The sequence below is a fragment of the Lysinibacillus sp. A4 genome (assembly GCF_024919535.1).
Taxonomy (GTDB): Bacteria; Bacillota; Bacilli; order Bacillales_A; family Planococcaceae; genus Lysinibacillus; species Lysinibacillus capsici.
This window is the reverse complement of sequence record NZ_JANWTB010000014.1, coordinates 79,590-104,859: the sequence shown is the minus strand read 5'-3', so window position 1 is coordinate 104,859 and position 25,270 is coordinate 79,590. Positions and strand designations below refer to the sequence as shown.

Annotated in this window: 16 protein-coding genes and 1 pseudogene; 8 read left to right on the top strand and 9 right to left on the bottom strand. The window is 34.3% G+C overall.

Annotated elements, in window-relative coordinates; all coding sequences use genetic code 11:
- Positions 1–125: 125 nt before the first annotated feature.
- Positions 126–2,048 (bottom strand): AraC family transcriptional regulator, encoded by a 1,923-nt coding sequence (locus NY607_RS21780; protein ID WP_259420361.1) that lies wholly within the window; start codon positions 2,046–2,048, stop codon positions 126–128.
- Positions 2,049–2,376: 328 nt separating this feature from the next.
- Positions 2,377–2,541: pseudogene (locus NY607_RS21775) on the bottom strand (MFS transporter); the annotation flags it as partial.
- Between the two features lie 219 nt (positions 2,542–2,760).
- Between NY607_RS21775 and NY607_RS21770 the strand changes: the two are divergent.
- From NY607_RS21770 to NY607_RS21750, 5 genes are all read left to right on the top strand, one after another.
- Positions 2,761–3,717 (top strand): ABC transporter substrate-binding protein, encoded by a 957-nt coding sequence (locus NY607_RS21770; protein ID WP_259420359.1) that lies wholly within the window; start codon positions 2,761–2,763, stop codon positions 3,715–3,717.
- 97 nt (positions 3,718–3,814) lie between these two features.
- Positions 3,815–5,443, top strand: a complete 1,629-nt coding sequence (locus NY607_RS21765; protein ID WP_237899090.1) for a helix-turn-helix domain-containing protein — start codon at positions 3,815–3,817, stop codon at positions 5,441–5,443.
- 32 nt (positions 5,444–5,475) lie between these two features.
- Positions 5,476–6,660, top strand: a complete 1,185-nt coding sequence (locus tag NY607_RS21760) for a helix-turn-helix domain-containing protein (RefSeq protein ID WP_259420358.1) — start codon at positions 5,476–5,478, stop codon at positions 6,658–6,660.
- Between the two features lie 45 nt (positions 6,661–6,705).
- Entirely contained in the window at positions 6,706–7,704 is a 999-nt protein-coding gene (locus tag NY607_RS21755; protein WP_131522190.1) for an ABC transporter substrate-binding protein, read from the top strand.
- Positions 7,701–8,501, top strand: a complete 801-nt coding sequence (locus tag NY607_RS21750) for an alpha/beta hydrolase (RefSeq protein WP_259420357.1) — start codon at positions 7,701–7,703, stop codon at positions 8,499–8,501. Before NY607_RS21755 ends, NY607_RS21750 begins: the two co-directional genes overlap by 4 nt.
- A 436-nt stretch (positions 8,502–8,937) precedes the next feature.
- On the opposite strand, the gene NY607_RS21745 is transcribed toward NY607_RS21750, so the two are convergent.
- A complete protein-coding gene (locus NY607_RS21745; RefSeq protein WP_131522188.1) occupies positions 8,938–10,938 on the bottom strand; it encodes an FtsX-like permease family protein in 2,001 nt (666 codons plus the stop codon).
- Positions 10,925–11,692 (bottom strand): ABC transporter ATP-binding protein, encoded by a 768-nt coding sequence (locus NY607_RS21740; protein ID WP_237899088.1) that lies wholly within the window; start codon positions 11,690–11,692, stop codon positions 10,925–10,927. The genes NY607_RS21745 and NY607_RS21740 overlap by 14 nt, the downstream gene beginning before the upstream one ends.
- Before the next feature lie 199 nt (positions 11,693–11,891).
- Here NY607_RS21740 and NY607_RS21735 point away from each other — a divergent pair, with 199 nt between their 5' ends.
- A complete protein-coding gene (locus NY607_RS21735; RefSeq protein ID WP_259420356.1) occupies positions 11,892–12,554 on the top strand; it encodes a response regulator transcription factor in 663 nt (220 codons plus the stop codon).
- On the top strand, positions 12,551–13,567 hold the full coding sequence (locus NY607_RS21730; RefSeq protein WP_259420355.1) for a sensor histidine kinase: 1,017 nt from the start codon (positions 12,551–12,553) through the stop codon (positions 13,565–13,567). Before NY607_RS21735 ends, NY607_RS21730 begins: the two co-directional genes overlap by 4 nt.
- Before the next feature lie 10 nt (positions 13,568–13,577).
- On the opposite strand, the gene NY607_RS21725 is transcribed toward NY607_RS21730, so the two are convergent.
- From NY607_RS21725 to NY607_RS21705, 5 genes are all read right to left on the bottom strand, one after another.
- The gene (locus tag NY607_RS21725) at positions 13,578–14,312 is read right to left on the bottom strand and encodes a hypothetical protein (RefSeq protein WP_259420354.1); all 735 of its coding nucleotides are present in this window, start codon (positions 14,310–14,312) and stop codon (positions 13,578–13,580) included.
- Between the two features lie 12 nt (positions 14,313–14,324).
- Entirely contained in the window at positions 14,325–15,059 is a 735-nt protein-coding gene (locus NY607_RS21720; RefSeq protein ID WP_259420353.1) for a hypothetical protein, read from the bottom strand.
- Positions 15,052–15,966, bottom strand: coding sequence for an ABC transporter ATP-binding protein (locus NY607_RS21715; RefSeq protein ID WP_259420352.1), 915 nt, complete (start codon positions 15,964–15,966; stop codon positions 15,052–15,054). Before NY607_RS21715 ends, NY607_RS21720 begins: the two co-directional genes overlap by 8 nt.
- Before the next feature lie 722 nt (positions 15,967–16,688).
- Entirely contained in the window at positions 16,689–21,056 is a 4,368-nt protein-coding gene (locus tag NY607_RS21710; RefSeq protein WP_259420351.1) for an S-layer homology domain-containing protein, read from the bottom strand.
- 521 nt (positions 21,057–21,577) lie between these two features.
- Complete coding sequence (locus NY607_RS21705; protein WP_112117063.1) at positions 21,578–23,146, bottom strand: sensor domain-containing diguanylate cyclase; 1,569 nt, start codon at positions 23,144–23,146, stop codon at positions 21,578–21,580.
- Positions 23,147–23,652: 506 nt separating this feature from the next.
- On the opposite strand from NY607_RS21705, the gene NY607_RS21700 reads away from it, so the two are divergent.
- The gene (locus NY607_RS21700) at positions 23,653–24,837 is read left to right on the top strand and encodes a CaiB/BaiF CoA transferase family protein (protein WP_259420350.1); all 1,185 of its coding nucleotides are present in this window, start codon (positions 23,653–23,655) and stop codon (positions 24,835–24,837) included.
- The last annotated feature ends 433 nt before the right edge of the window (positions 24,838–25,270 follow it).

Genomic DNA, 25,270 nt, shown 5'->3' with positions numbered 1-25,270 from the left:
AGTGGGCTATAAAAACAATAGACAAAGTCAACTAATCGACTTTGTCTGATCGTAAATGAAAATATCTGCTCCATAAATGTTATGTATCAATAAATATTTATGGGGTAAACCATCCATTTTTTAATTTAATTTGTTGTAGCAACTAGTTGATCCACAATGAAATCTAGCTGTTTTGATAATGAATAAATGTCGTTGTAGTAACAAAAACCAAAATCCATTTCGATAAGCCTTCCTTCTTTAATGGCAGGAATGTTAGCCCAAACTGGATGATCTGTTAAATCTACCATTCCTTCATAAGATGAGCGGAACACATAATCTCCTGCATAATCTGTTAATACTTCTAATGAAACATCGATTGCCTCATTGGTGTTGTTTTTATCATCTATTTTCTTTTGAATAATATCTGGTGCTTTCATTCCTAAATACTCATAAATAGCTTGAGAACCACGTCCAAAGGTATAGCTTGTTACAACAGACATTTTTCCTTTGCCGCCTTCCATAATACTAACCGTTCTATCTGAAATACCTGCCTCTTCTAGCTTCTCTTGGCTATCCTCTACTTTTGTATAGAAACTAGCTAAAAGCTCTTTTGCTTCTTTCTCTTTCCCTAGTACTTCACCAATCTTTGTTAAACGTTCATCGAGTGAGATTGAGAAATCGATCATGATTGTAGGTGCAATTTTCTGCATTTGATCGTAAAGCTCATCCTTACTTGGAATAATGATGACATCAGGTTTTAATTGAATCACTGCCTCGACATTTGGTTCAAACCATTCACCTAAACTTTCAACTGTTTTTAATTCTTCCTCAAATGCTGCTCCCTCTTGTATTTTAGAAGAACCCACTGGTGTCACATCAAATGCTAGTACATCACCTGTATAATACATCACCACTACTCGCTCAGGGTTAACAGGTATTTCTACGTCTCCTTTCATAGTAGAGACAGTTTTTGTTTGTGATTCGCTGACTGCTTGAGTGGTAGAGGCTTGTTTTTCCCCGCCCTGTGTACTGGTTGATGCCCCACTACTGCAAGCACTTAATAAAAGCGTCAGACATAGAAAGAGTGTTGTAAAAGCTGATAAACCTCTTTTATTCATTGGTTCATATTTCCTTTCATTATATTGATAACCATTCTCAATATAATCTTGGAAGCTCCAATCGACAATGGAGTATCTTTCAGACATTGAAGGACTATCTTTTATCAGATCACTTACTTTTTGCTTTTGACGGAATTTTGTAGGAGAAACGCCTACTCTCTTTTTGAAAAGTCTACTAAAATAATAGACATCACTATAGCCGACACCCAAAGCGATATCGCGTAAGCTAGCATTTGTCCTCTCAAGTAAAATAGAAGCTTTTTCAATACGTAGCTGAATTAAATACTCAATCGGGCTGCAACCTAATTGTTGCTTGAATTGAATGGATAAATGAGATGGACTATAGCGCAATGCCTTCGCAATGGATTCTAAGGTTAAAGGCTGTGCATAATTTTGCTCTAGATAGGCTTTAATTTGACTAGAGACATTTAGCTTTTGAATGTCGTCACTGTCCTGATCTAACTGCATGAAAATTTCATTTAATAATTGATAGAATAGCGATTTAACAGTAAATTTGCTGAGGTTATTGGCATTTTCCCACTTCTTATACATAAAATATATTTTTTCAAACATTGTAATAGGTGAGTTAGGAACAAGACTGTATTGATAGTTGAAAGGATTATTTGTTTGTAACGCCCTTGCTATCATTTTATTTGAGGTTAAAGGAATGGAAGCTCGATAAAATATTAAAAAATATTCAAAGCCTTTGTCTGTAGCCATTATTTGTAGTGTGGTGCCCTTTCCACCGTGAATAAGATGAAAGCCCTCTAGTGTATAGTTTATTAAATCGATTTGAACTTCCGCACCACCACCTGTGGCATAAAGAAACATATTTGCAGGCAATCTATATGATTTTCCAATTTCCCCAGGTTTGAATAGCTCATATCTTATATCGAGCACTTTGATCGTTGCTTGATTCCAAAGAAATAGAAACTCCTCTTTTGGTAGCATCCTACATCATTCCTTCCAATTCTTCACTACCTACAAGCTTATTATAATTGATAATTATTCTCAATATAAACCTGTATAAGCATAGAAAAATCACTCAAACAATCCAATGGCTGAGTGATTTAATGGAATTTCACTTAATTTTGTTTAGTATGTTGTACTAGCATATCCAATTATTTAGCTTATTTTTTATTCGTTAGCCAGTTTGTTAATTCCTCTACCTGAGCCAACACGGCTGTTGGGTCATATACTATGAGCGCTCCTCTGGCCAAACATAAAGATGATCATTTTTTACGGCTGGCAAGCTATCCCATATAGGATCTTTCTTAAAATAACCTAAAAACAGCATTGTTCCTAAGTAACCAGATTGAGTGGTCTTGAAACTCATTCCCTCCTGCATAAACGGCAATATAACTCCATATACCATTCGACCAAATCTCCTAGTTGTAACAATTAATAGCATTCCTGTTATGACAAACACCCAATAATTTTTCATTTTTACCCCCTTTCATTACACGAATCTTAGTCCAATGAAAGGTCCATTCTCCACCAATGGAAGGATACTTATACGGTAAAACGGATTTTAATTTAAGGTTACAGTTAGATTTTTGGATAAACCTTAATGGCCCCTTTTCATTTTATCCATTGTTCTAGGTCACTGACTAATTTATGCTAGCCTATATCGATAATGATTATCATTTACGGAGGAAGAGACATGAAAAAATTAAAGCGACATATGCTCATTTATAGCTTATTACTACTGGTTAGTATCATACTGGCTGCTTGTGGTTCTACCAATGAAGAAACGAAGAAGGAAGAGACAACAGCATCAGCATCAACCACTCGGGTCTATAAGGATTATTTAGGTCATGAGGTTGAAATTCCTGTAGATCCTGAGAGAGTGGTTTATCATGGAGAAGGATACGGTGATTTACTTGCATTGAATATCAAAACAGTTGGTGCTGGCTTCTCTTGGATTACAAATTACGCTTGGGAAGATCGCGTAAAAGATGTGGAGGACGTTGGTTTTCCTATTAATGTGGAAAAAACATTGTCATTAAAGCCTGATCTTATCATTATTGGTACTTCAGATGAAAAAACATATTCACAGCTTTCTAAAATCGCCCCTACTATCGTGTTTGATACTTTTGCGCCCTTAAACCAACGCTTAACAGAGCTGGGCGATATACTTAATAAAAAAGAAGAAGCAACTCAATGGATGGATGCTTATACAGAAAAAGCGGATAAAATGTGGGAGTCGCTTGTAGCTGATGACATCATTAAACCAGATGAAACGGCATCGGTTTTAACATATTATCCAGGAGATCGATTATTTGTCATGGCACGTGCTGGACTTTCTCAAGTTTTATACGATTCAAATGTGCTTAAGCCTGGCGACAACATACAAAAAATTCTTGATGATGGAACAGGCTTTGCTGAAATCTCCACAGAACTTCTTCCTGAATATGCTGGTGATCGAATTTTCATCCTTACACCAGTCGATGATGAAGCAAAACAATCGACAAAAGAAATGATGGAAAGTCCAATTTGGAAGAACCTACCAGCAGCGAAGAACGGTCATGTCTACACATTTGATATTGAAAAAAGTGATAGCGATGCCTCAACAAGAGAATGGCTGTTATCACAATTACCTACTATGTTAAAAAAATAACTAACAAGAGACATTTCATCTTTGTTGAAATGTCTCTTTACTTTTTATACAATACAGTTAATTGATAATCATTTTCATTTACTAAGGAAGTGAACAGATGGAAGACAATAAATCAGCTTCTATTAACAATGATTTACTATTTCATTTAGAAGATATTGACTGTATTTCGCAGAGCTATCCGTTTATCTCGACTTCTCATCATACGATGATACTTTTTACAAATGGCTGTGGGACATTAACGATTGATGATATACCCTATTTGGTGACGAAAGGAAAAATTTTTCTTGTTCAGCCCCATTCTATGATTGATTTATCGGATATAAATCATGGTTACCGTTTCTATAAAATTGCCTTTTCAGCCTTTCAGCTAAAACATAAGCACCCTTCCCCACATCTAGGATCTATTTTTTCTGATGAAGTGGAATATACAATTTATCCGTATACACGATTAATTCGTCTTAGCGAAGATCTGTATAATTTAAATCCTAAATTGGATTTTCTTAAACAACAAGGAGTCTTGTATGAACTCTTAAATTTATTATTTGAACATCAGCTTCATATGAACTACCAGTTGACAAAGGCGGTTGAAGAAACTATCGACTATATACATAACTATTTTCAACAGCCTTTAACAGTGAAAAAGCTAGCGGAACTCGCTCGTATAGCTCAATGGCAATATAGTACGATCTTCCAAACCTTAACTGGGAAGAAACCGCTTGATTATATTACAGATTTACGTCTTACAAATGCCAAGGAATTATTACTACAAACAAATGAGCCATTAAAAGATATTGCGCAGCAAGTGGGATTTGATGATGAATATTATTTTAATCGCCGCTTCCGACAGGTAATTGGAATACCTCCAAAACAGTTTGCACGACAATATAAACAAAAAACTGTTGTAAAAGATTGGACAGGACACGAGGTAGCCATTCCTCGTTCACCGCATCGTGTTATTTATCATGGAGAAACGTTTGGGGATATGTTGATTTTTGATGTGCAGCCAATAGGTGGTAACAAAAACTCTATTAGTAAATCCTTCTATAAAAACCATGTTCCTTATATTCAAGATGTTGCCTTTCCAATCAATCTTGAAAAATCTTCGAAGCTGAACCCTGATTTAATTATCTTTACAAATAATGACGAGCAGCAATATCAAGCACTATCTTCTATTGCACCAACAGTTACCCTAAATTCCTGGGATTCATTGGAGGAACGCGTTCTTTTATTAGGGCAGTGGCTTAGCCAACAACAGCGTGCAGAAGATTGGCTAGAATATTTTAAAATCCAAGAAAATACTATGTGGCAGCAGCTACAAACAGTTGTAGAGCCTGGCGAAACAGCATCTGTTTTGACTTTTGATCATGGCAAACGCCTTTTTATTATGGGCTGTACAGGTCTATCCCCTGCCCTTTTTCATCCAGATGGTTTTCAGCCTCACCCACAAGTCAAAAAGCTACTTCAAGCAGGCGAAGGGTATAGAGAAATACCAATAGATCACTTACCTCAGTATGCTGGTGACCGCATCTTTATGTTGTTATCTGATAAACCCGAATCGCAAATGGCTACGATGGAGTTGATTAATAGCGATATGTGGAAAGGACTCCCTGCTGTCCAAACTAACCATACTTATTTAGTGGATGCAACAAAGTGGAATTACGGAGATGCCTTTACAAGAGAGAAGTTACTCGGTGCATTACCAAAACTATTGGTTACTGCCAAGTAATTCTCATACCTATAATAAGGGGTGACATTTATATGAAAACGGGAAGTATAACAGATACGACAACTCAAATATCATTAAAGGATATTCGAGATTATATTGCTAAAAACCATCATCAACCTCTCACGATTAAGCATCTAGCACTCATTTCGGGTCTGAGTTCCAGCTACTTTGGAGAGGCATTTAAAAAGGCATTCGGTCAAAGTGCCACAGATTATTTAACGGCGCTACGTATCGGACATGCCAAGCAATTACTGCGTGATACCGATTTATTACTTCGTGAGATTGCTAGAAAAGTAGGTTACAGTGACGAATTTTATTTTAGCCGAAAATTTAAAAAAGAAGTTGGGATTTCACCTTCTGCTTATAGTAAGATGGCTCGCCAGCGTATTTCTACTTTTTCGGTCTCCGCTACCGGAAATTTATTAGCGCTTGGTATCATACCAGTTGCAGCTCCGCTGAATGCTAAATGGAGTCCTTATTATTACAATCATTATCAAGAGAAAATTCCCGTGCATGTTAATATATTCGATACAGAATCAGAGGATAACTTCAAAAAATTAGCCTCCGCTAAGCCAGATATTCATATTTTTCAAGAGGAACCCTCCCTCTCCATGCTTAATTGGCTTCAAACTATTGGCATCAAAAGTGTCTTTATACAAGCGAAGGATTGGCGAACACAGCTGAGAGAAATAGCTGTAGCTGTTAAAAAGCAAAGCGTAGGTGAGCACTTCATTCAAACATATGAACAAAAGGTATTACAGGCGAGATTAGAAATTAATCAAGTTGCTGAAAATGATACGTTTGCTGTTCTTCGTTTATGCGGTGATCAATTATTTATGTATTGTAATAAAGGGATTCAGGATGTACTGTATACAGATTTACAGCTTCGCTCTGTCGATGCTCACCAACAAACATATAATGAGCATATTACACTTGATCAGCTAGTAAATATAGACCCTGACCGTTTGCTATTTATCATTTGTCCCGATTCACCAACCCGAAATTATTGGCTTACTCTACAATACCTTGATCGTTGGAAAGAGCTCCGTGCTGTAAAAAATGGACATGTCTATGTTTTACCTTCGAATCCTTGGTTCGAATACTCAGCTATTGCTATAAGCCGAATGCTAGATGAAATGTTACTTATGCTAACCGGAAAAAATCCAAATCCTTTTCCTGTCCCCGTCCATGGTAACGTATCAGACAGTGATTTATAATTTCATTTGAGAATGATTATCACTGGAAGGAGACTTTGATGAACAATGAAACAAAATTGTCCTATTCAATGTCATACAATTATAAAATCTGCCTATTTATCAGCGATGTTTTTGCTTACTATCGGCATACTTTCCGCCTGCAATACCCAATCAAGCAATAAAGTGGAACAGGTAGAAACGCAGGCATCCTCAGAAAGTACAAAGGAGCAAAGTATTTATCCGTTAACACTAAAAGATGAGGTTGGTAATGAGGTAACACTACCAGCTAAGCCTACTAAAATTTTTGCACCTGTCATGGAGGATTCATTACTAGCTCTTGGTATCAAGCCTACTATGCAATGGTCTAATGGTGTTAAGCCACAGCTTTATTTACAAGATCAGCTACAGGGTATACCAGAAATTAGCTTTGCAAGCGGTCCCCCATCAGCCGAAGCCATTATGGCAGATAAACCAGACTTAATTATTTTGCACAATTCATTTTATATGGAAAATGGCACCTATGAAAAATATGCAAAAATCGCACCAACCTATGTTTTTAATAATGCTGCAAGTGATTTAGAAGGCTCTATTAAAGTTTTAGGGCAACTACTTGATGAAACAGACAAGGCTGAGCAAGCCATACAGGATTATCAAGAAAAAGTAGATGCAGCAAAAACAAAGCTATCCTCTATAACAGAGGGTAAAAAAATTGCGTTAATTCGCTTTAATGCAAAAGGTATGTTTTTCATGACAGATGAGTATTTTAGTGGGTATGTCTTAACACATGAATTAGGATTTGAACAAAGCAGCTACGTGAAAAATGGTGCCTTCGAAGTATCATTGGAGATTCTACCTGAACTGGATGCCGATTATATTTTCCTAATCAATGATGGTAATCTTGGGGATGAATTTTTAAATGAGTTGAAGAACAGTAAAATTTGGCAAAGTACAGCAGCCTTCAAAAACAATCAAGTATTTGAGACATCCGCGGATTACTGGCTAAATGGCGGTATTCATGCTCAAGGAAAAGTGATAGAAGATGTATTGGAGTTTTTAGCGCCATGATAACAATGACAAAGAAACCTTATACATCAGAAAACTACTTTGAAGTTGCCATGACATCTCGTCAACAGCTAGATTATCGCATTTTAATTGCAAGCCCAACAGATGAACCACCAGCAGATGGTTATACTGTCATCTACGCCTTAGATGGGGACGCCCTTTTTCCAACACTTGCAGAGGCAGTGAAATTACAAACACGTAAACCAAAAGGCTATGATCCTATTCTTGTTATTGGCATCGGATATCCCTCAAAGGAACCTTTTGATATGGAGCGACGCTGTCTCGATTTTACACTACCTGTTACCAAAGAACATCTGCCTCCACGTCCAGATGGAACGCCTTGGCCTCCAAATGGCAAAGCTAATGAGTTCTTAGATTTTATTGAACATGAGCTCATGCCTGCTATAGCAAAGGAATGGCCTCTCAATAAAAAGAAGCAAGCGATTGTTGGTCATTCCTTAGGCGGTCTTTTCACACTATATGCTTTATGTGCAAGACCTCACTTATTCAGTCATATTGTAGCTGGCAGTCCCTCTGTTTGGTGGGCAGACAATGCAGTACTAAAAGTAATAGACAGATTTTTTGAAGATTGTAACGGTCAGCATGCTATTAATCTCTTACTTACAATCGGTGCTAACGAGTTGCCAGATATGTTAGAGGGAGCTGATCTAGCGGCTGAACAACTGAAGCGTTTAAGCGACCAAAACATTCTTACTAATTATGTGAAGTTTGATGAGGAGGACCATGTGAGCGTTCTACCCTGTATGCTTGGCCGCCTTCCTCGGTTTTTGGATTCCTAGTAGAAAAACCCAAGTGGTCATTCCACTTGGGTAGTTTTATAACATTTACTTCTCTTTCTCTAAATGATCCTTAAGTATGCTAGCGATTTCCTCAACTTGTGATTTTAAAGCAATGGATCATAAGGCCAGAAACGCACTGGGTTTAAGTTGAATACGCTATTATTTTTGACAGCTTCAATTGTCAATAGTAAAATTGTGAGGAACCAGTCATGTTAGTTCTAAGATCATTTAACCAAGATTAATACTTTTTTAAACTAAATGAATTATTAATTTTTCGCATTCTTTATTTTCTTTTTACGGATAACCTTAAATAAAATTGCTACGATGATTATGATCATTATAAAACTTAAATATGGGATCCACCATTTAATAGTTTCAACTATTCCCTCCGATAATCCAAAACCCATTAGAAATTCAGTCATAATATCTTCTCCTTTTATTTAAGTCTACTGTCTAAAATTACCTGTTTTGCACTCTGATAAGTTGCCATGAAATATATTACATATAGCAACAAAATAATACCAAAGCTTAAAAACATATTCTGTTTGATAGAAACTTCAAAAAATGGTTCTAATTTTTCTAATACAACCTTAGTAGTAAAGATCGATATGAAACTAGCTAAAATTAAAGGTGAAATAAAATAAAATCCAATTTGTCTAAATAACAACCTATTAATCATTTTTTTATCTGCACCAATTTTCGATAATGTCAGGTATCTTTCTTTGTTATCCTGTGTTTCTGTTAATTGCTGTAATGCTAGTATGGATAACGTGACAATCATTAAAATTATTCCTAAGTAACTACTAATAAAAGCTATTACTCCAAATACGCCAAAGTAAGTGTCTTGTATCACACTCTTAGTTACATAATAAATCTCTCCATCAAGAGATTTTTCGACCCATTTATTATTCATTATTTTATAGACCGTACCCTCAATTTCTTGAGAGGGAAAAACGCCATTCAATAAGAAACTATCAGGATTCATATAATTTTTCATATTGTCTGGAACAACCACTGTTCCTACATCATTTGCCCTGGTTGAATTTGTTAAGTAAGTAATGTTACCAAATATTTTTTTGTTTGCAGGAGTGAGCTCCTTATCACCAATTCTTATTTTCCCTTCTTTATTTAAGAAATATTGAATATGTTTATTAAAGGGTTCATAATTTGCATTAATAATGAATTTATTTTCTCCTAACCGAATTCCCTCTTCTCCAGATAGTTCCAATATTTTATTGTAATCTGTTTCAGTTATTAAAGTAACTTGTGACATAAGTATCTCTTGTTCTAAATCAGATAGTTTTACTTGTTGCTCTTTAAACAATTCTCCATAAGTTAAATCTGCATTAAACAACATTATCTCTACATAACTTTTAAGATTTTCTTTAAGTGGAATGCCATCTTGTTTTGCTGTTTCTAAAAGATTTTTGTTATCCTCATATGGTTTTACAATTGTTAAGTCAAATGGGGTAGCCGTGGTAACTTGTTTATTCATAGAACTTGTAACACTAAATCCTGTACCTAGAACAACCAGTGAAGCTATCAGTAATGCACTTAAGATACTTATTACTAGAAAATTGATTTGCATTTTACTTCCGAATTGTCGAAACAAAAATGAATTTAGTTCTTTAAAATATAGCTTTTTGTTTCTTTTAGCCAAGAACACCATCACACCGGAAATTGTATAATAAAACAAAATAATACCAACACCAAGAAGCGAGACTATTACAGTTAAATAATTCTTATCAAGTCCGAATTTCATTAACAATAGTATTCCAGTAGTTATTAAAGTAATTGCTACTAAAAAAAGGCTACTTGTCGCCCATTTGTTATAGACCTTTAACTCTTGATTTTTACGATTCGCAGTTAATAAATCGATAAGTTTAATGTTCATAATATTACGAGTATTAAAAAGTGCTACTATAATATAAATAATTGAAAAACTTATAATAGTTTCTTTTATAGCTTCTTTTGATAACAGCAATTTATATCCTACTGCATCACCTACAAACATTTTTAAAGCTAATATCGAAATAACTTGTGACATTAAAAATCCTAGCCCAAGGCCTATAATTAAAGCAAATAACCCTACCAAAAAGGTCTCACCTACAAAAATAAAGGATATCCGCCATTTACTCATCCCTAATGTCATATAAATACCCATTTCTTTTTTTCTTCGCTTCATTATGAATTGATTGGCATATATGATGAGAAAAGCAAACACAATTGCAATGAACCTTGTTAATAGTCCAATATACGTAACTAATGCATCCCCAAAAATCTCCATAGAATAATTTAAATCATTTAAAGCTGGTTGTGATGATACTGAATTAAATGCATAAAATAGGCTGACACCTAAGACAAGAGTTAGAAAATAGATAGCGTAATCTTTAATACTTCTGCCTACATTTTTATATATCAATTTAAAACTCATCATTGATATTTCCTCCTAGTAGTGCAACGACCTCCATTATTCGATTAAAGAAAGTTTTACGATCATCTTTTCCTCGTATTAGTTCATTAAAAATTTCTCCATCCTTTAGAAAAATAATCCTTCTGCAATAACTAGCATTATAAGGATCGTGAGTAACCATCAAAGTTGTAGCATCTTGTTGCTGATTTAATATTTCTAAATTTTTCAGCAGCATTTTAGCAGATTTACTATCAAGAGCCCCTGTTGGCTCATCGGCTAATAATAATGTAGGCCTTGTAACAATGGCTCTCGCTGCCGCGATTCTCTGCTGTTGTCCTCCTGACATTTGATATGGATATTTATACAATACTTCCTTTATATCCAAAGCGGCGGCAACTCTATCGACTTCATGTTCAATTTCATTGACTGGGTAATTAATTATAGATAATGCCAAAGAGACATTTTCAAAAGCAGTTAGTGTATCTAGTAAATTATATTCTTGAAAAATAAAACCTAACTTCTCACTTCTAAATTTTGATAATTTATGGCCCTTTAATTTTGTGACATTTTCGCCATCTATAAATACATGACCAGCTGTAGCAGTATCAATGGTTGAAATACAATTAAGTAAAGTCGATTTACCACTTCCACTTGGTCCCATAATTGCTATAAAATCGCCTTTTTGCACTTCAAATGAAATGTTTTTTAATGCATGGGTTACATTACCTTTATTACCATACACCTTTTCAATATTCTCAACTTTTAATATTGTATTCACTTCCCATTTTCACTCCTTTTATGGATGACTTATCCTTTTACTACCATAATTTTACCATTCAATGAATTAACAAAAAATCGATTATTGTATCATAATATTACCGTTTTGTAAGATTACTAACTATGCACTATAATATAATGAAAATGTATAAATAATGGAAATAAAACCAGTCATTGGTTCTATTGAGGAGAGATTAAAAATGAAAATATTCATTATCGAAGATGATCCAATTATCAGAAAGGAACTTTTTGATTTTCTAGAGAGGTATGGGTATGAATGCATAAGTGGCGATGATTTCACAAAAATTGTAGAAGATGCTCTACAAAGCATGCCGCATTTAATTATTTTAGATCTTAACCTTCCTTTTCAAGACGGTTTTCAGGTGTGTCGTGAAATTCGGAAATTGTCTTCTGTGCCCATTATTATAGTGACTAGCCGTGACACTTCCTTTGACGAACTATTAAGTCTTCAAATAGGAGCAGATGACTTTATTACAAAACCATATGATTTACAAATCCTTTTAGCTCATATTCAATCCGTTTTAAAGAGAACTTACGAAATTTCCAAAAGTGCTATTCTTTCTTATAAAGATTTAACACTGGAAATATTAAAGAGCAAAGCTATTTATAATAATATAGAAATAGAACTTACAAAAAATGAATTATGTATTCTTAGATTATTGATGATGAATAAAGGAAACGTAGTTTCTAGAGATGAAATAATGAATGAGCTTTGGCAAAACGGAGATTTTATTGATGAAAATACCTTAAATGTTAATATATCAAGGTTAAGGCGCAAATTGGAATCAATCGGTTTAAAAAAATATTTATTAACGAAGAGAGGACAGGGTTATCAGTTATGAGTTTAATTGAATTTTTTAAGGAAAAACAGTTAGCAATACTTTTTCATTTACTATCATTGCTAATTATATCTAGTGTCCTCTACTTGTATAATGAAAATGGAAGTTTAGTAATAGTAATAGATTTAATTCTTCTATTCTTCTTTTTCACACCAATTATAGTTAAATACTATCAATTAAGTAAATATTATAATGAAATAAAAAATATTTCAAAACAAATCGAAGAAAAAACATACATCGCAGATATTGTAGAGGAACCCCCTTTTTTTTCAGGGAAATTCTTCTACAACATCTTAAATGAAGCAACAAAATACATGAATGATTGTATGTTCTCTTTGAAAAACTCTCAACGTGATTATACCGACTACATTGAACTTTGGGTGCATGAAATAAAAACACCAATCACTGCCCTAAAGTTAATTTTAAGTAACCATAAGACACCTGAAAACATACTTATTCAAGAAGAACTATTAAAAATAGAAGGTTATGTTGAACAAGCTCTATACTATGCAAGAAGCAGTACTTTAAATCAAGATTATAGAATAGAAACATTTACACTTGATAAGGCTGTAAATTTAGCCATTAAATCACTATCTCTAAGTATTATTCGTGCCAACGGTAGTATATATAAGGATAACCTCGATTTGAAAGTCACATCTGATTCAAAATGGATTATTTTTATTTTGAAGCAATTAATAGATAATGCTATCAAATATCGTCATAATCCACTTAAATTATCCTTTATTGCTAAAAAAGTAGAAAACGGTACTTTATTGTTAATATCAGACAACGGTATAGGTATAGCTTCATCTGATATTGAGAGAATTTTTAAACGTGGATTCACAGGAACCAATGGTAGAAACTATGTTAAATCTACTGGTATGGGTTTGTACCTTTGTGAAACCTTGTGCAAAAAATTAGGGTTACGCATAAGTGTAGATTCTCAAGAAGATACTGGCACTACATTTAAAATATATTTCCCTGATAAACTGCGATTATTCCAAGAATCTAAATAATAGAGTTTATTTATTTCAAATCTCTTTTTTTGAGTACATAGAGACCTATTATATAAATTACTACTGAAAAGAAGCTTAAGTAAATAATATCATTAATATTGTAGTATAGAGTAGAAAAACCATCAGAAGCAATGTAAAAAGGTGTATTCTCCATAATCGTCTTTATCCAACTGTCATCTCTTTCTACAATTTGTATACCAATGTTATATAAAAAAATATATAGAACATATCCAATTATTAATGAGTAAACGCGATTGAACGTAATAGAAATTGTAAATATACCTAATGATAAGATAGAAGCGAAATAAACTATATATACAATCCAAACTGAAAATAGCGTACTTAGGATCTCCATACTAGAGAAATGTTTACCTATGAAAAGTTGAACAGTTAATCCAATTAATATATTAAAAATGCCATATAAAGAAGTATAAAATAAAAATGAAACACTTTTAATATGAATTATTTGACTTCGACTGAACATACTACTAAATACCATTTTCGAAGTTCCAAAACTAAACTCGGATCCTATCATATTACTGCCTAAGTAAATAAAGTAAATTTGTATAATAAATAAGGAAATACCAATATTTCCGCTTAACTCTACGCTTTTACTTAAGTTCATCTGATAATAAAGAACATTATCAATAATTGTAGCAATAAATAGTATTATTAAGAAAACGCATGTTGATGTATCAAATATTTTCTTTATTTCCATTCGGCTTATAGAAAACATACCAGTCATATTATCAATCTCCTAAATTTCCCTTTTATTAATAATTATTAAAGCTATTAAAAATAATACTAAGCCCGTTAATGCTAAACAAATATTATTTGACATTGATAAATTATTAAATTGCATTCCCTTATAAACCAAAGCCAGTGGATTCTCTTTAATCCAAAGAGCTAATTTTGTTGTAGCGTCTAATTTTATTAAAATAATACCTCTAATCATACTCTCAAATGAAAACATAGAAATAATGGAAACTATTGTTGCAATTTGACTGAACGTAATAAACCCAATGATGAAAGATAAACTAGAAACAAAAAAGGAAATAAGTATATAATTTGTTAGATTAGTAAAAATATCGTGTGTAAGGTTATTCAGAGTAAATTTATTATGATCCAATATCCACAATAAATTGGCTAGTAATCGGTGAATAGTTCCTACAATACATCCAATTAAAATCAATGAAAGTAATTTTGATAGGACTATATTTATACGTGAAAAAGATCCTGTGAATATAATTCTAGAAGTTTTTAATGAAAACTCTCTGGACATAATAAAAGAAGGCATAATGAGAATAATATAGTATGAAATATCACCAAAGTAATTGAAATATGTATCCAAATCCGAAGGGGTTGGGTACATGGGCCTTTTTAGATAAATTGTAATAGTGTACAAAACTGCAATAAATAAACTTGACCAAATGCCATATCTTTTGAATAATTGTTTAACCTCTAATATTGATATTCTTATAGTGCTATTCAATCTTATTTCCTCCCATTAACTCAAAAAATCTCTTTTCTAAATCTTTGCGAAGTGGATAAATAGCATTTATACTAATTTTATTTTTTACTAAATCTACTATAAGGGAATCAGAATCTTTATAAAGATATTGAAATTTTACTTTATCTTGATCAATTTCTATAAAAGGAATGTTTTGTATATCATTTAAATAGTTTTTTACCATTTCTATTTTTTTAGTTTCTATGATAAATTCATGTAGCTCTCTATCAGTCTGTTTTTCTGTTTTTAAATCAATATAATCTACTACTGTTCCCTTCTTCAAAAATAAAACTTTATCACAAACAGTTTCAATTTCTGATAAAATATGGCTGGATATAAGAATTGATATCCCTTTCTCTTTTGAAACTTTTCCTAATATTTCTCTTATTTCAGCAACTCCTTTTGGATCTAATCCATTTGTAGGTTCATCTAAAATCAATAATTTAGGATTATTAACTAATGCCTGTGCAATTCCTAACCTCTGTTTCATTCCTAAAGAATACCTTTTTACCTTCTTATGAACAAAACCTTCAATCCCCAATAAATGGACTACAGATGAAACATTATCTCTATCATATCCCCCTGAAATCTCTGCAAAATAAATAAGGTTATCCATTCCACTCATATGGGGATAAAAACTAGGGTATTCAATCAGTCCTCCAATACGTTTTATATGTTGTAAAGGTTGCTTTTCAATATCAAACCGAACCTCCCCCTCAAACTTCGTTATTAACCCCATAATTATTCGCATAAGGGTTGTCTTTCCTGCACCATTTGGTCCAACTAAACCTATTACTTCACCTTTTGGAACTGAGAAAGAAACATTATTAATTACTTTATTATTTCGATAACTTTTTGTGATATTCGTCAATGTTAAAATATTACTCATTTCTTCTCCTCCTTGTAACGCATTTTATCAATTACACGCAACAATTTTACTGATTTCCCATAAAAATGGTTTATAATAACATTTTATTAAAATAAGTATTTATTGTAAAATAATAACATTTATAAATATTATTCTTTCATAAAAAAGATATAGCAAATTGTAATTTAGTAGTCTTTCTCCCTAGCTGAAAAGCCCAAGTGGATACATCCACTTAGGCTTTGTTGTAACTTCTGTTTGTAGGAAAAAATAAGGTCTAACCTTGCCTCTCCTTCACAGTAGGTAAGGAGTTCCACAATTTCGTATAAATTGGTATATAACTATATTGCAACTGAAAGAGATTACATCATGAGTTTTGCTATTTCTTGATTTGTAGGACAGGCATGGTCGCTTTAAAAAATTCAAATAATACTCCAGCTCATCCTCTTATAGAACAATATCTTAGAGCGTTCCTTTGCTACCATGTATGACTTAAAATAATATACTCAATTTAATCTTCCTAACATAAAGCACTTTGATAGCAGCATGAGCCCACAGATATATAGAATTCAACATCCATAATGCACCTAACTCCTCCTATCTCCTTTCTTGCTACTACTATATTTGAAATGATACTCGAATAAAAGTCTGCGAAATGTTCACAATTTGACAAACGATTGAGCACTGTGAAATTTAATTGACTAAAAAAGCACCCCTCAGTATACGCTGAAGGGTGTTGGTAACTATTATGGTTTAATATCAGAGCCAATTTCAAAGTAACTATTATTCATATTATTTTGATTTTTGGCTAATACAACATTACCGAATTTATCTAAAGTGAATATAAAGAAATTATTTCCTTTTCTAAAGATAGGATTATATCCAGGAGTAGTCGATACAGGAGCAGTTAAATCCAATGTAAATTGCTTTCCTGCAGGGTTTGTTGCTGATAATACACCAGTTCCATAGACTAGTATAGAATTGTTAGGTGTGTTAGGGTCTTTAACCAAATCAATTACTAGCTGTGGATCAATTTTAGTTGCTGAGCCCGTAACTGCATAATAATATCTTTGTTCGTATGATAAATCGGCATCAATATTTACAATAGCACGCATTGTTTTTGAAGCTGGAACATTGCTTGTACCTATATTTGTACCCGTCACTACTGCATCCTCAATGCTATTTGTAACTGTACCTTGATGTACATATTTACCAAAGTCATTGATATCAAATTTATTACCAGTAAAGCCTGTAATTTGATAGTCTACTGCATCATCCTTCATTTTCACTGTAAACGTTTTGTCCATTGTACCAGACGAAGATGGTTTTATAATTAAATAACTTTCATCTGTGGTTTTTGTACCTCTTGTGTAAGAAACAAATTGATATTCTGATGTTATGTCATCACCATTTTCATTTTCAATACTTAACAAACCTAAATCATTTATAGTAGATTTGCCACTTGAATCACGCATAATAGCTTCACTAAATGTGATTGTAAATGTTTCATTAGGATTACGATAAACTATGTTCTGTTTCTTTTTCCCATCGACAATTTTTTCAAACCGTGGTGGTGTACCATCTGAATAAAAGTTTTGTTTCATCCAGCCATTTTCTGATTCATCATGATTATTACCGCCTGAATCAGCTGTGTAAACAGTAAAATTACCGTACGTATCTTGTGCACCAAAGTAGACAACATATTCTGTATGAGGGGTTAAGGAAATTCCACTCATATCTAATATACCCGAGGCACCTTTACCACTCTTTTTAATAGAAGGACTGGATTTTAGTTTATCTTCTAATTGTTTTCTTTCTGCAGCTGTGTTTATTGTAAGTTTTGCATCTGGATTTTCACTACCGTCAGCATTTTTCTTTGGAACAAACCAATAATGAAGTTCTGTTGTCTCATCAGTATTAAAGCTAATAGTAGCTTGTTTATCATCGGGTCCTTTTATAGTACCTGATTTTAACACTAAATCAGAAATTAAAGGCGCCTTAGAATCTCCAATCATTTCTCTCGATGTGATTTTAGAGACTTCTCCACCACGATCTTTTAAAACCATATAAACAGAGTAGCTTATGAATGGGTTAAGTTTGTCTTTCGAAATAGTAATTGGGAATTTTTTTGTTTTTTCTTCTAAATCAGCTGGTCCAGAGCCCATTTCAATATAAATATCTTTTCCATCTATTTGGAAATATCCGGATTTTGATGATGAATCTGAAGCAAATTCATTTACAAAATCACGCTCTGTAATTCCTTTGTCCGTTAAATATTGTTTAAATGTTTTAGTTTCACCATTATCAACAACAGTATCAGGTAGCATCATATAATAGTACGTACCAGCCTTACTTGGTTTAAACTCAACTTCTACTCGTTTGAAATTATCCGATTCATCCGGTTTATTTACAATATTCTCTATTTTAATGACAGGCATTTCAAATTTTTCATGTACGTATTCCGCAAAGTTACGGATATTTTCACCAGATTGTACTGTATTCGAATTCTCAAAGTCATTCCCTGCTAAATCCTTGACACCAGGTAAAATCGTTACACGTAATGTATCCTTGTAAACAAAACCGGTTCCTGAAGGGATGGTAAATAATACTTTTTTGTCACCTTCTTTGTATTCCACAGAAGAAGGTTTAATTTTTTTCTGACCTGTTGTATTAACAATAACTGTTCCGGATAAATCATAATTATTTACATCTCGCGCACTTTCAGGATCTAAAGCCTCATTAAGATAAACATAAAATTGGTTTTCCTTACCAGCAGGTTCGAGTTTCACATTGTCTACAAACGGATGAATACTATCAAGCTCTTTCGTTGTAAAATCCTTTGCTACAGCAGGGTCTACTGAAAAGTTGCCAGACTCATCTTTCATCACAACATAAAGCTGATAGCCTGTTTCAGCCTGTAAGCCTGTTAAAATTTCTGTTATGCCTAATGCGCCAGCCTTTGCTTTTCCTTTACTCGTTGGATTGGCAACAATATCTGCTGTTGTTGGGTCAGGCGCTGTCGTTTTTGGGCGTAAATAATAGTAATAGTCTCCAGGTTCACTAGCAGTGAATTTGAATTCAGCTCTTGTTCCACCATGTAAAGGCGTAACTTGTAAGGATTTTACTGCTGGTGGTGATGCATCTTTCATTTGGAAAGACTGTGATGCAATATCTGATGCATTTTTCGATCCATCCACTACCATAATGTAGATAACATATTCTTTTTTCTCGCCTAAATTAGAAACCTTAATAGTATTCTTATCTTTAATGGCTGCACCAGTTCCATGTGCTACGTTCTTGTTTGAAAGACGGTTGACCATTTCACTTTTATTTGGCGCCTCTACATCCTTTTCACGCACAATATAGTAGTAAGTACCGACCTCATCTGAAGTGAAATCTACTTGTATCTCACTACCATTTAGTAATTGGAGTTCCGTAATACTAACGAGAGGTTTTGTTTTATCATCAGGATTCTGGTTCTCATTATCATCTTTATCGATTGGTTTGCCATCTGGATCAGTAATTTCTCCAACATTATCTTTATCATCTAAGAAATCATCAAAGATATCATTTGGTGACACGTCCTTAGGTAAAATAACTTTATCAATATACGTATAATCTCCAATATCAATCTTGCCATATGAATTATCAACAAATAATGTGCCAATTCGGCCATCAATATACAGCTCAAGATCTTTGTAGCTATTGTAATTGATCCAATCGATATTCCCTGAACCATAAATTGTAAGCTTTGTTTCGGTATTTAAATTTAAAGTGCCAATATTCCCTTGAATTTCAAACTCTCGTACATTTCCAATGATATCTACACGTGGTAATTTTGTATTTGTTTCAATTTTTGTACCAGTTTGAGATACTACTAGTCTAGAAACACTGCTGTTATAGAATTCAAGATACTTTTCAACATTTTTCATTTCCTCTTTTTCTTTAGACCAGTTGACGAACGGCTTGTCATTATCATTATTGGGTTTTGTCCAATTTTGAAGATCGTTCGAATTGTTAGTTGACGAATCTTCTCCTTTATTGTTATCTGGATTCGACCAATTGATGAATGAGATATTGTTACTTGCCACACGTCCAAGAGCTAATGGTTGATGGTTTGCAGCCCCTATATGCAATGGTGGGCGAACTGTTTCATTGACAAACATTGTCCCTGTCAATGTCATATTAGAGAATTCGATATAATTACCATTTACTACAATCGTTGCACCTAAAGAACCGTAATTTCCATCAAAATCGAGAGAACGAGAACTTGTTCCACTTGCATTCAGCGTTAGCTTTGAAATGGATCGAATTACTTTCCCTGAAAGATCACCCTCAATATAGGCACCTTTTAAGACAGGTGCATTATAGTCGTTAAAAATATGAGAAAGGTGTTCTGGAATTGTGTAAGATTCACCATTTACATAAACTGTATCATCTTCAACACTTGTAATTTTGAAAGATGTTTCATTGCTCTTCTTCTCCTGTGAACCTACAACAAACGAAGCAAACTGTCCACGGGTTACTGGAGCAAACGGTGAGAAAGTAACTGGGGTTGTACCCTCGGTAATATTTAAGTCAATAACTGTTTGAATATAGAGGGCGTTACTTGTTTGGCTATTAACATCCTTAAAAATATTATTATAATTTTGGGATACCTCTAGATGGAATCCAACCACTACCATTTTGGCAAGTTCGCCTCGAGTAATAACTTCATTTGGCATAAATGTTCCGTTTGAATAGCCCGACATGATGCCTGCGTTTTGCAATGCAGCGACATATTTATAATATTCGCTACCTTTAGGTACGTCTTTAAAATAAGGATCTTGGATATTTTTCGTATCCAATTTTAAAACAGTTGCCAACATTTTCGCTGCCTGTCCACGTGTTACATTCACATCTGGACGAAATGTATTGTCAGCAAACCCTTTAATTACGCCTTGTGAATATAATTTTAAAATATCGTTATAATGATCTGTGTACTGGTTAATATCCGTAAAGGGAGAAGTAGCCGCTGCTGCATTTGGTGGAGGTACTACAACAGCAATCCCACTTGAAGCAAATACTGTTGCAATCAAGGCTTTATTTACTTTTTGGATTTTAGATTTATCCATTCCACTCTTCCTTTCGCTTATGTATTTTGATACGCACAAATATCATTTTGCTCATATCCTTTATATCGACCAAAGGCTAGTGTACCTTCATAGATAAATCTAAAATAGTAGGGTAAATTTTAGGGTATTGCTAAGGAGCAACAAATTTGTTGTCATCAAAAGGAAAGCTAAGTTTTCCTTAAAGGCTCCTTGTACTAATCACCTTTCTATAATTCGTATCAAAACCACAGCTTGCCAGGCTTAGAATATTCCAAAATGCAAAAAAGCCAAGGAGCATCGGTGCTCGCTTGGCTTTTGACGATATATAGGCATACATCTAGTCGTACTTGGGGTGTCATAAGGGAAAGGGGGATAACCTTACGTCTTGTCAAGTCGATCAAGAGATGTGGCCCGAGTTACATATCATTTGAACATAATTTAAAAGTCATGTGGCTGATGACTTATATACAGCTTGCCCAAATGATGTTTGCATTAATCATTACCCCAAAAATTAGGGTTGTAAGCTCTTTTGTTATATTTTTTTATTCCTTTTTTGAGACTCCAACTTTTACCTGATTTCGCCCTTCTTGTTTCGCAAGGTAAAGTGCGTCATCAGCCGCTTCAATTAGCGCTTCAGTTGTATGTGCCATTGCTGGATAGGCAGCTATTCCTGCAGATAATGTTATTGGTCTACCACATGGACTGACCGTATCGGCCAAAGTTTTTCGTAATTGTTCTGCGACTAGTGTGGCTTCCTCTATCGTCGTGTTCGGCAGAAGTATGACAAATTCCTCGCCACCGTACCGGCAACATACATCGCCTTCACGAGCTACTGATTCCATTTGTCTAGCCAAAAATTGTAAAACTTTATCGCCTACCGCATGTCCATATGTATCATTCACACTTTTAAAGTGGTCTAAATCTAACAAAATAATGACATGCGGTACCTTACTTGCTAACCATTCAGCAAGCATCGAATCCATTGTACGTCGGTTCGTAATCCCCGTCAGTGGATCAACAGTAGATTGATCTTTGAAAAAGGAGACCTGTCCATGTAGAAACGATAAACTTCGAACCAATGCATTCTTCAAAGAATAGGCTTCAAAGTACCATCCACTAACAGATTTTAAACCTTCTACATTTTTCTTATCTAAACTTTCTTCTGTTAATGATGCTAGTTGTTGTAAGGGATTCGCAATACGTGCTGCAGCCCAAAGTACAATGATAATCGAAACAAACATAAGAGGGACAGATTTTATAATGACCTCCTGTACACGATCAAATGAAGGGGCTAATGCTACTTCTAAAGGTTTCTGCGCAACAACTCCCCACCCTGTCGATGCCACCGCACTATAGCCAGCTAGCATTTTCACTCCTTTTGTATTCTCAACTAGTTGGGCGCCATCCTTGCCAGATGTAACAGCTTGAACGACTTTATTTTTCGTTACAATGTCATTAATACGACTTGGATCTTGATGATAGATAACTCGTCCATCTGAATCAACTACATATACGTAAGAACCATCTTTACTATAATGTTCTCCCAACAAGGTTTTAAAGGCATTAGGTTCCTTTAAATAAATAGTGCCAGCAATCATTCCTAGATATTCATTGGACTCCGAGAAAATAGGATGCGATATAAAAATGATGAGCCGCCCTGTCATCGCCTCATATGGCTTAGAAATAATTGGTGTCTTTTTGGCTAATGCCTCTTTAGCGCCAATTGATGTTAAAATCTCTCCTTTAATTTCTATAGATGGCGGAGAGACAGATAAAACAAGTCCCTTTGCATTTGTTATAACCACCGAATTGAACATTTGATTTTGCAATCTCAAACGCTCTGTTTCATCATTTAATATTTGTTCATCATCCATTTTCGTCCTGACCTGATCCGCGCTATATCCTAAGATTTGAAAAGCTTCATTTAGATAGGAATCAGCAGTTGAGGCCAATTTTTGAGCATAAACTCTATTCGTTTCTAGCGTATTTTCCTTAATGGAATCAATGTTCATCCTATAGCCGCCCCAAACACTACCTATGCTTGTTAAAAAGAATGCTGCCATTGCTACGCCCATTATAAGATGCTTTAATTTTAATCGGTGCGATTTCATTTTTCCCCTCCTATTTATGTTTTTTTATATGTATATTTTGAGAGATTCTTAAACAATTAGTGCCTATTAGAAGCAAAGACTCCTATAGGTAAAAGTAACATGTATTAATTGTGTAAGAAGAATCCAACACACCTCTAGGATTGTATCAATAAACGTGGATGTATCATATAGAATCTGGCAAACAAAATTCCAACATTTTAGTTATTTAGATTAAAAATTGCAACAGCTGACGCTAATTATCTGAAATTTGATAGAAAATCTAAATTCTAAATTTTTTTACTTTTATTGTTATTCTGACATATAAAAGTTGAAGCGTTTATTTTATAATAAAAATTAGCATAGGCAAGTTAAGATTTAATCTGTTATAATACTCATTAAAATATAATAAACTGTAATAATACAGAATATAGAATATGCTTTTCACACAATGGGGATTATGAGAAAAGCGCTACTCGCCATCATCATCCAGATGGTTATGTAGCCTACACAAAAAGGGGTTGGAAGATTTGGGCATTTTAAAGGGGTTAAAAATTCTCGATTTTTCTGCATTACTACCAGGACCAATGGCGACAATGATATTTGCTGATTTAGGAGCAGATGTCATCCATGTTGAATCTTCAAAGCGGGTTGATTTAACGCGAATTATGCCTCCCTATGACGATGATCATGAGGCATATATCCATCAACATTTAAATCGATCAAAAAAATCTATAACGCTAAATTTAAAATCACCAGAAGCTATCGACATTGTTAAATCACTTGTACAGGAGTATGACGTTATTATCGAAGGATTTCGACCTGGTGTAATGCAGCGACTTGGCATCGGCTATGAAGCGCTTAAAGAAATAAATCCTAAGGTTATTTATTGTGCGATTACTGGCTACGGACAAACAGGGCCTTATAGTAATCGACCAGGACATGATAATAACTATCTATCCTTAGCTGGCTTACTCGACTATTCCCGCCATAAGGATAAAAAGCCTGTTTCCATGGGCGTTCAACTAGCTGACATAGCTGGAGGGACAATGCATGCAGCAATAGGTGTGCTTGCTGCTGCTCTACATCGCGAAAAAACAGGAGAGGGACAGTTCATCGATATTAGTATGACAGATGCTGTCTTTTCACTTAATGCTATGTATGGGGCAGCATTTATTGGAGGTGGCCGTATTCCACAGCCAGAGCAAGAAATTTTAAATGGAGGCAGTTACTATGATTTTTACAAAACAAAGGATGGGCGCTTTTTCTCTGTCGGTAGTTTAGAGCCTCAATTTCGCAAATTGCTCTGTGAAGCACTCGATATTCCCGAATTGATCGATAATACCTTCAATGACTCCTACTATACGCAAATTCGTTTTAAAGAGGCTGTTCACGATGCCTTCTTGTCCAAGACATATGAGGAATGGCTTGAAGTGTTTAACGAGGATTTCGAAGGTTGTGTAGAGCCAGTTCTAACATTTCCTGAAGCATGTGAGCATCCACAGCTAAAGGCACGAGAAATGATTGTGACTATACCCAAAAGCGATGGCACTATGCAAAAACAAATTGCCTCTCCGTTTAAATTTGATGGTACGCAGCCTGAATACAAGCATGTTGGTGCTAAATTAGGCGAGCATAATGAGGAAGTTTTACTATCTCTGGGCTTTAATGCTGAACAAATTGAGGCTTTGAAGGAAAAAGGTGTTTTAGAGTAAAAAAAGGTGTCTAATACTGTGATGTATTAGACACTTTTCATGTTGTTGAAAAAGATCATGTCACTAGCAGAAAAAGATCTTTTAGCAAGGCGAGGGGTTGATTTCCGTTCCAATCAACCATTCTGCAAAGTGTCTTTACTTTTCATAGAGATTAAATCTCCCATTATCTGTATTCTTAGAGGGGATAAGCTTTTATTTTCAATGTGGGAAAGTGAAACCATCAATGACATGGGTAGTGAACACTCCATTTTATTTGTGTAACCTTTGCCAAAAAGAAAGCACTTTTGTGGGTTGGAGTGGAGGGCTACTTGACTCCCGTGGGATAGCGAGACAGGCGAAACCCTGCACGGAGCGGTAGCGGAGGAAGCGATTCGGCGCTCGCCCACAGGAAAGCAAGTAGCCTGCAACAGAAACCATTTTCACCTTTCACAAA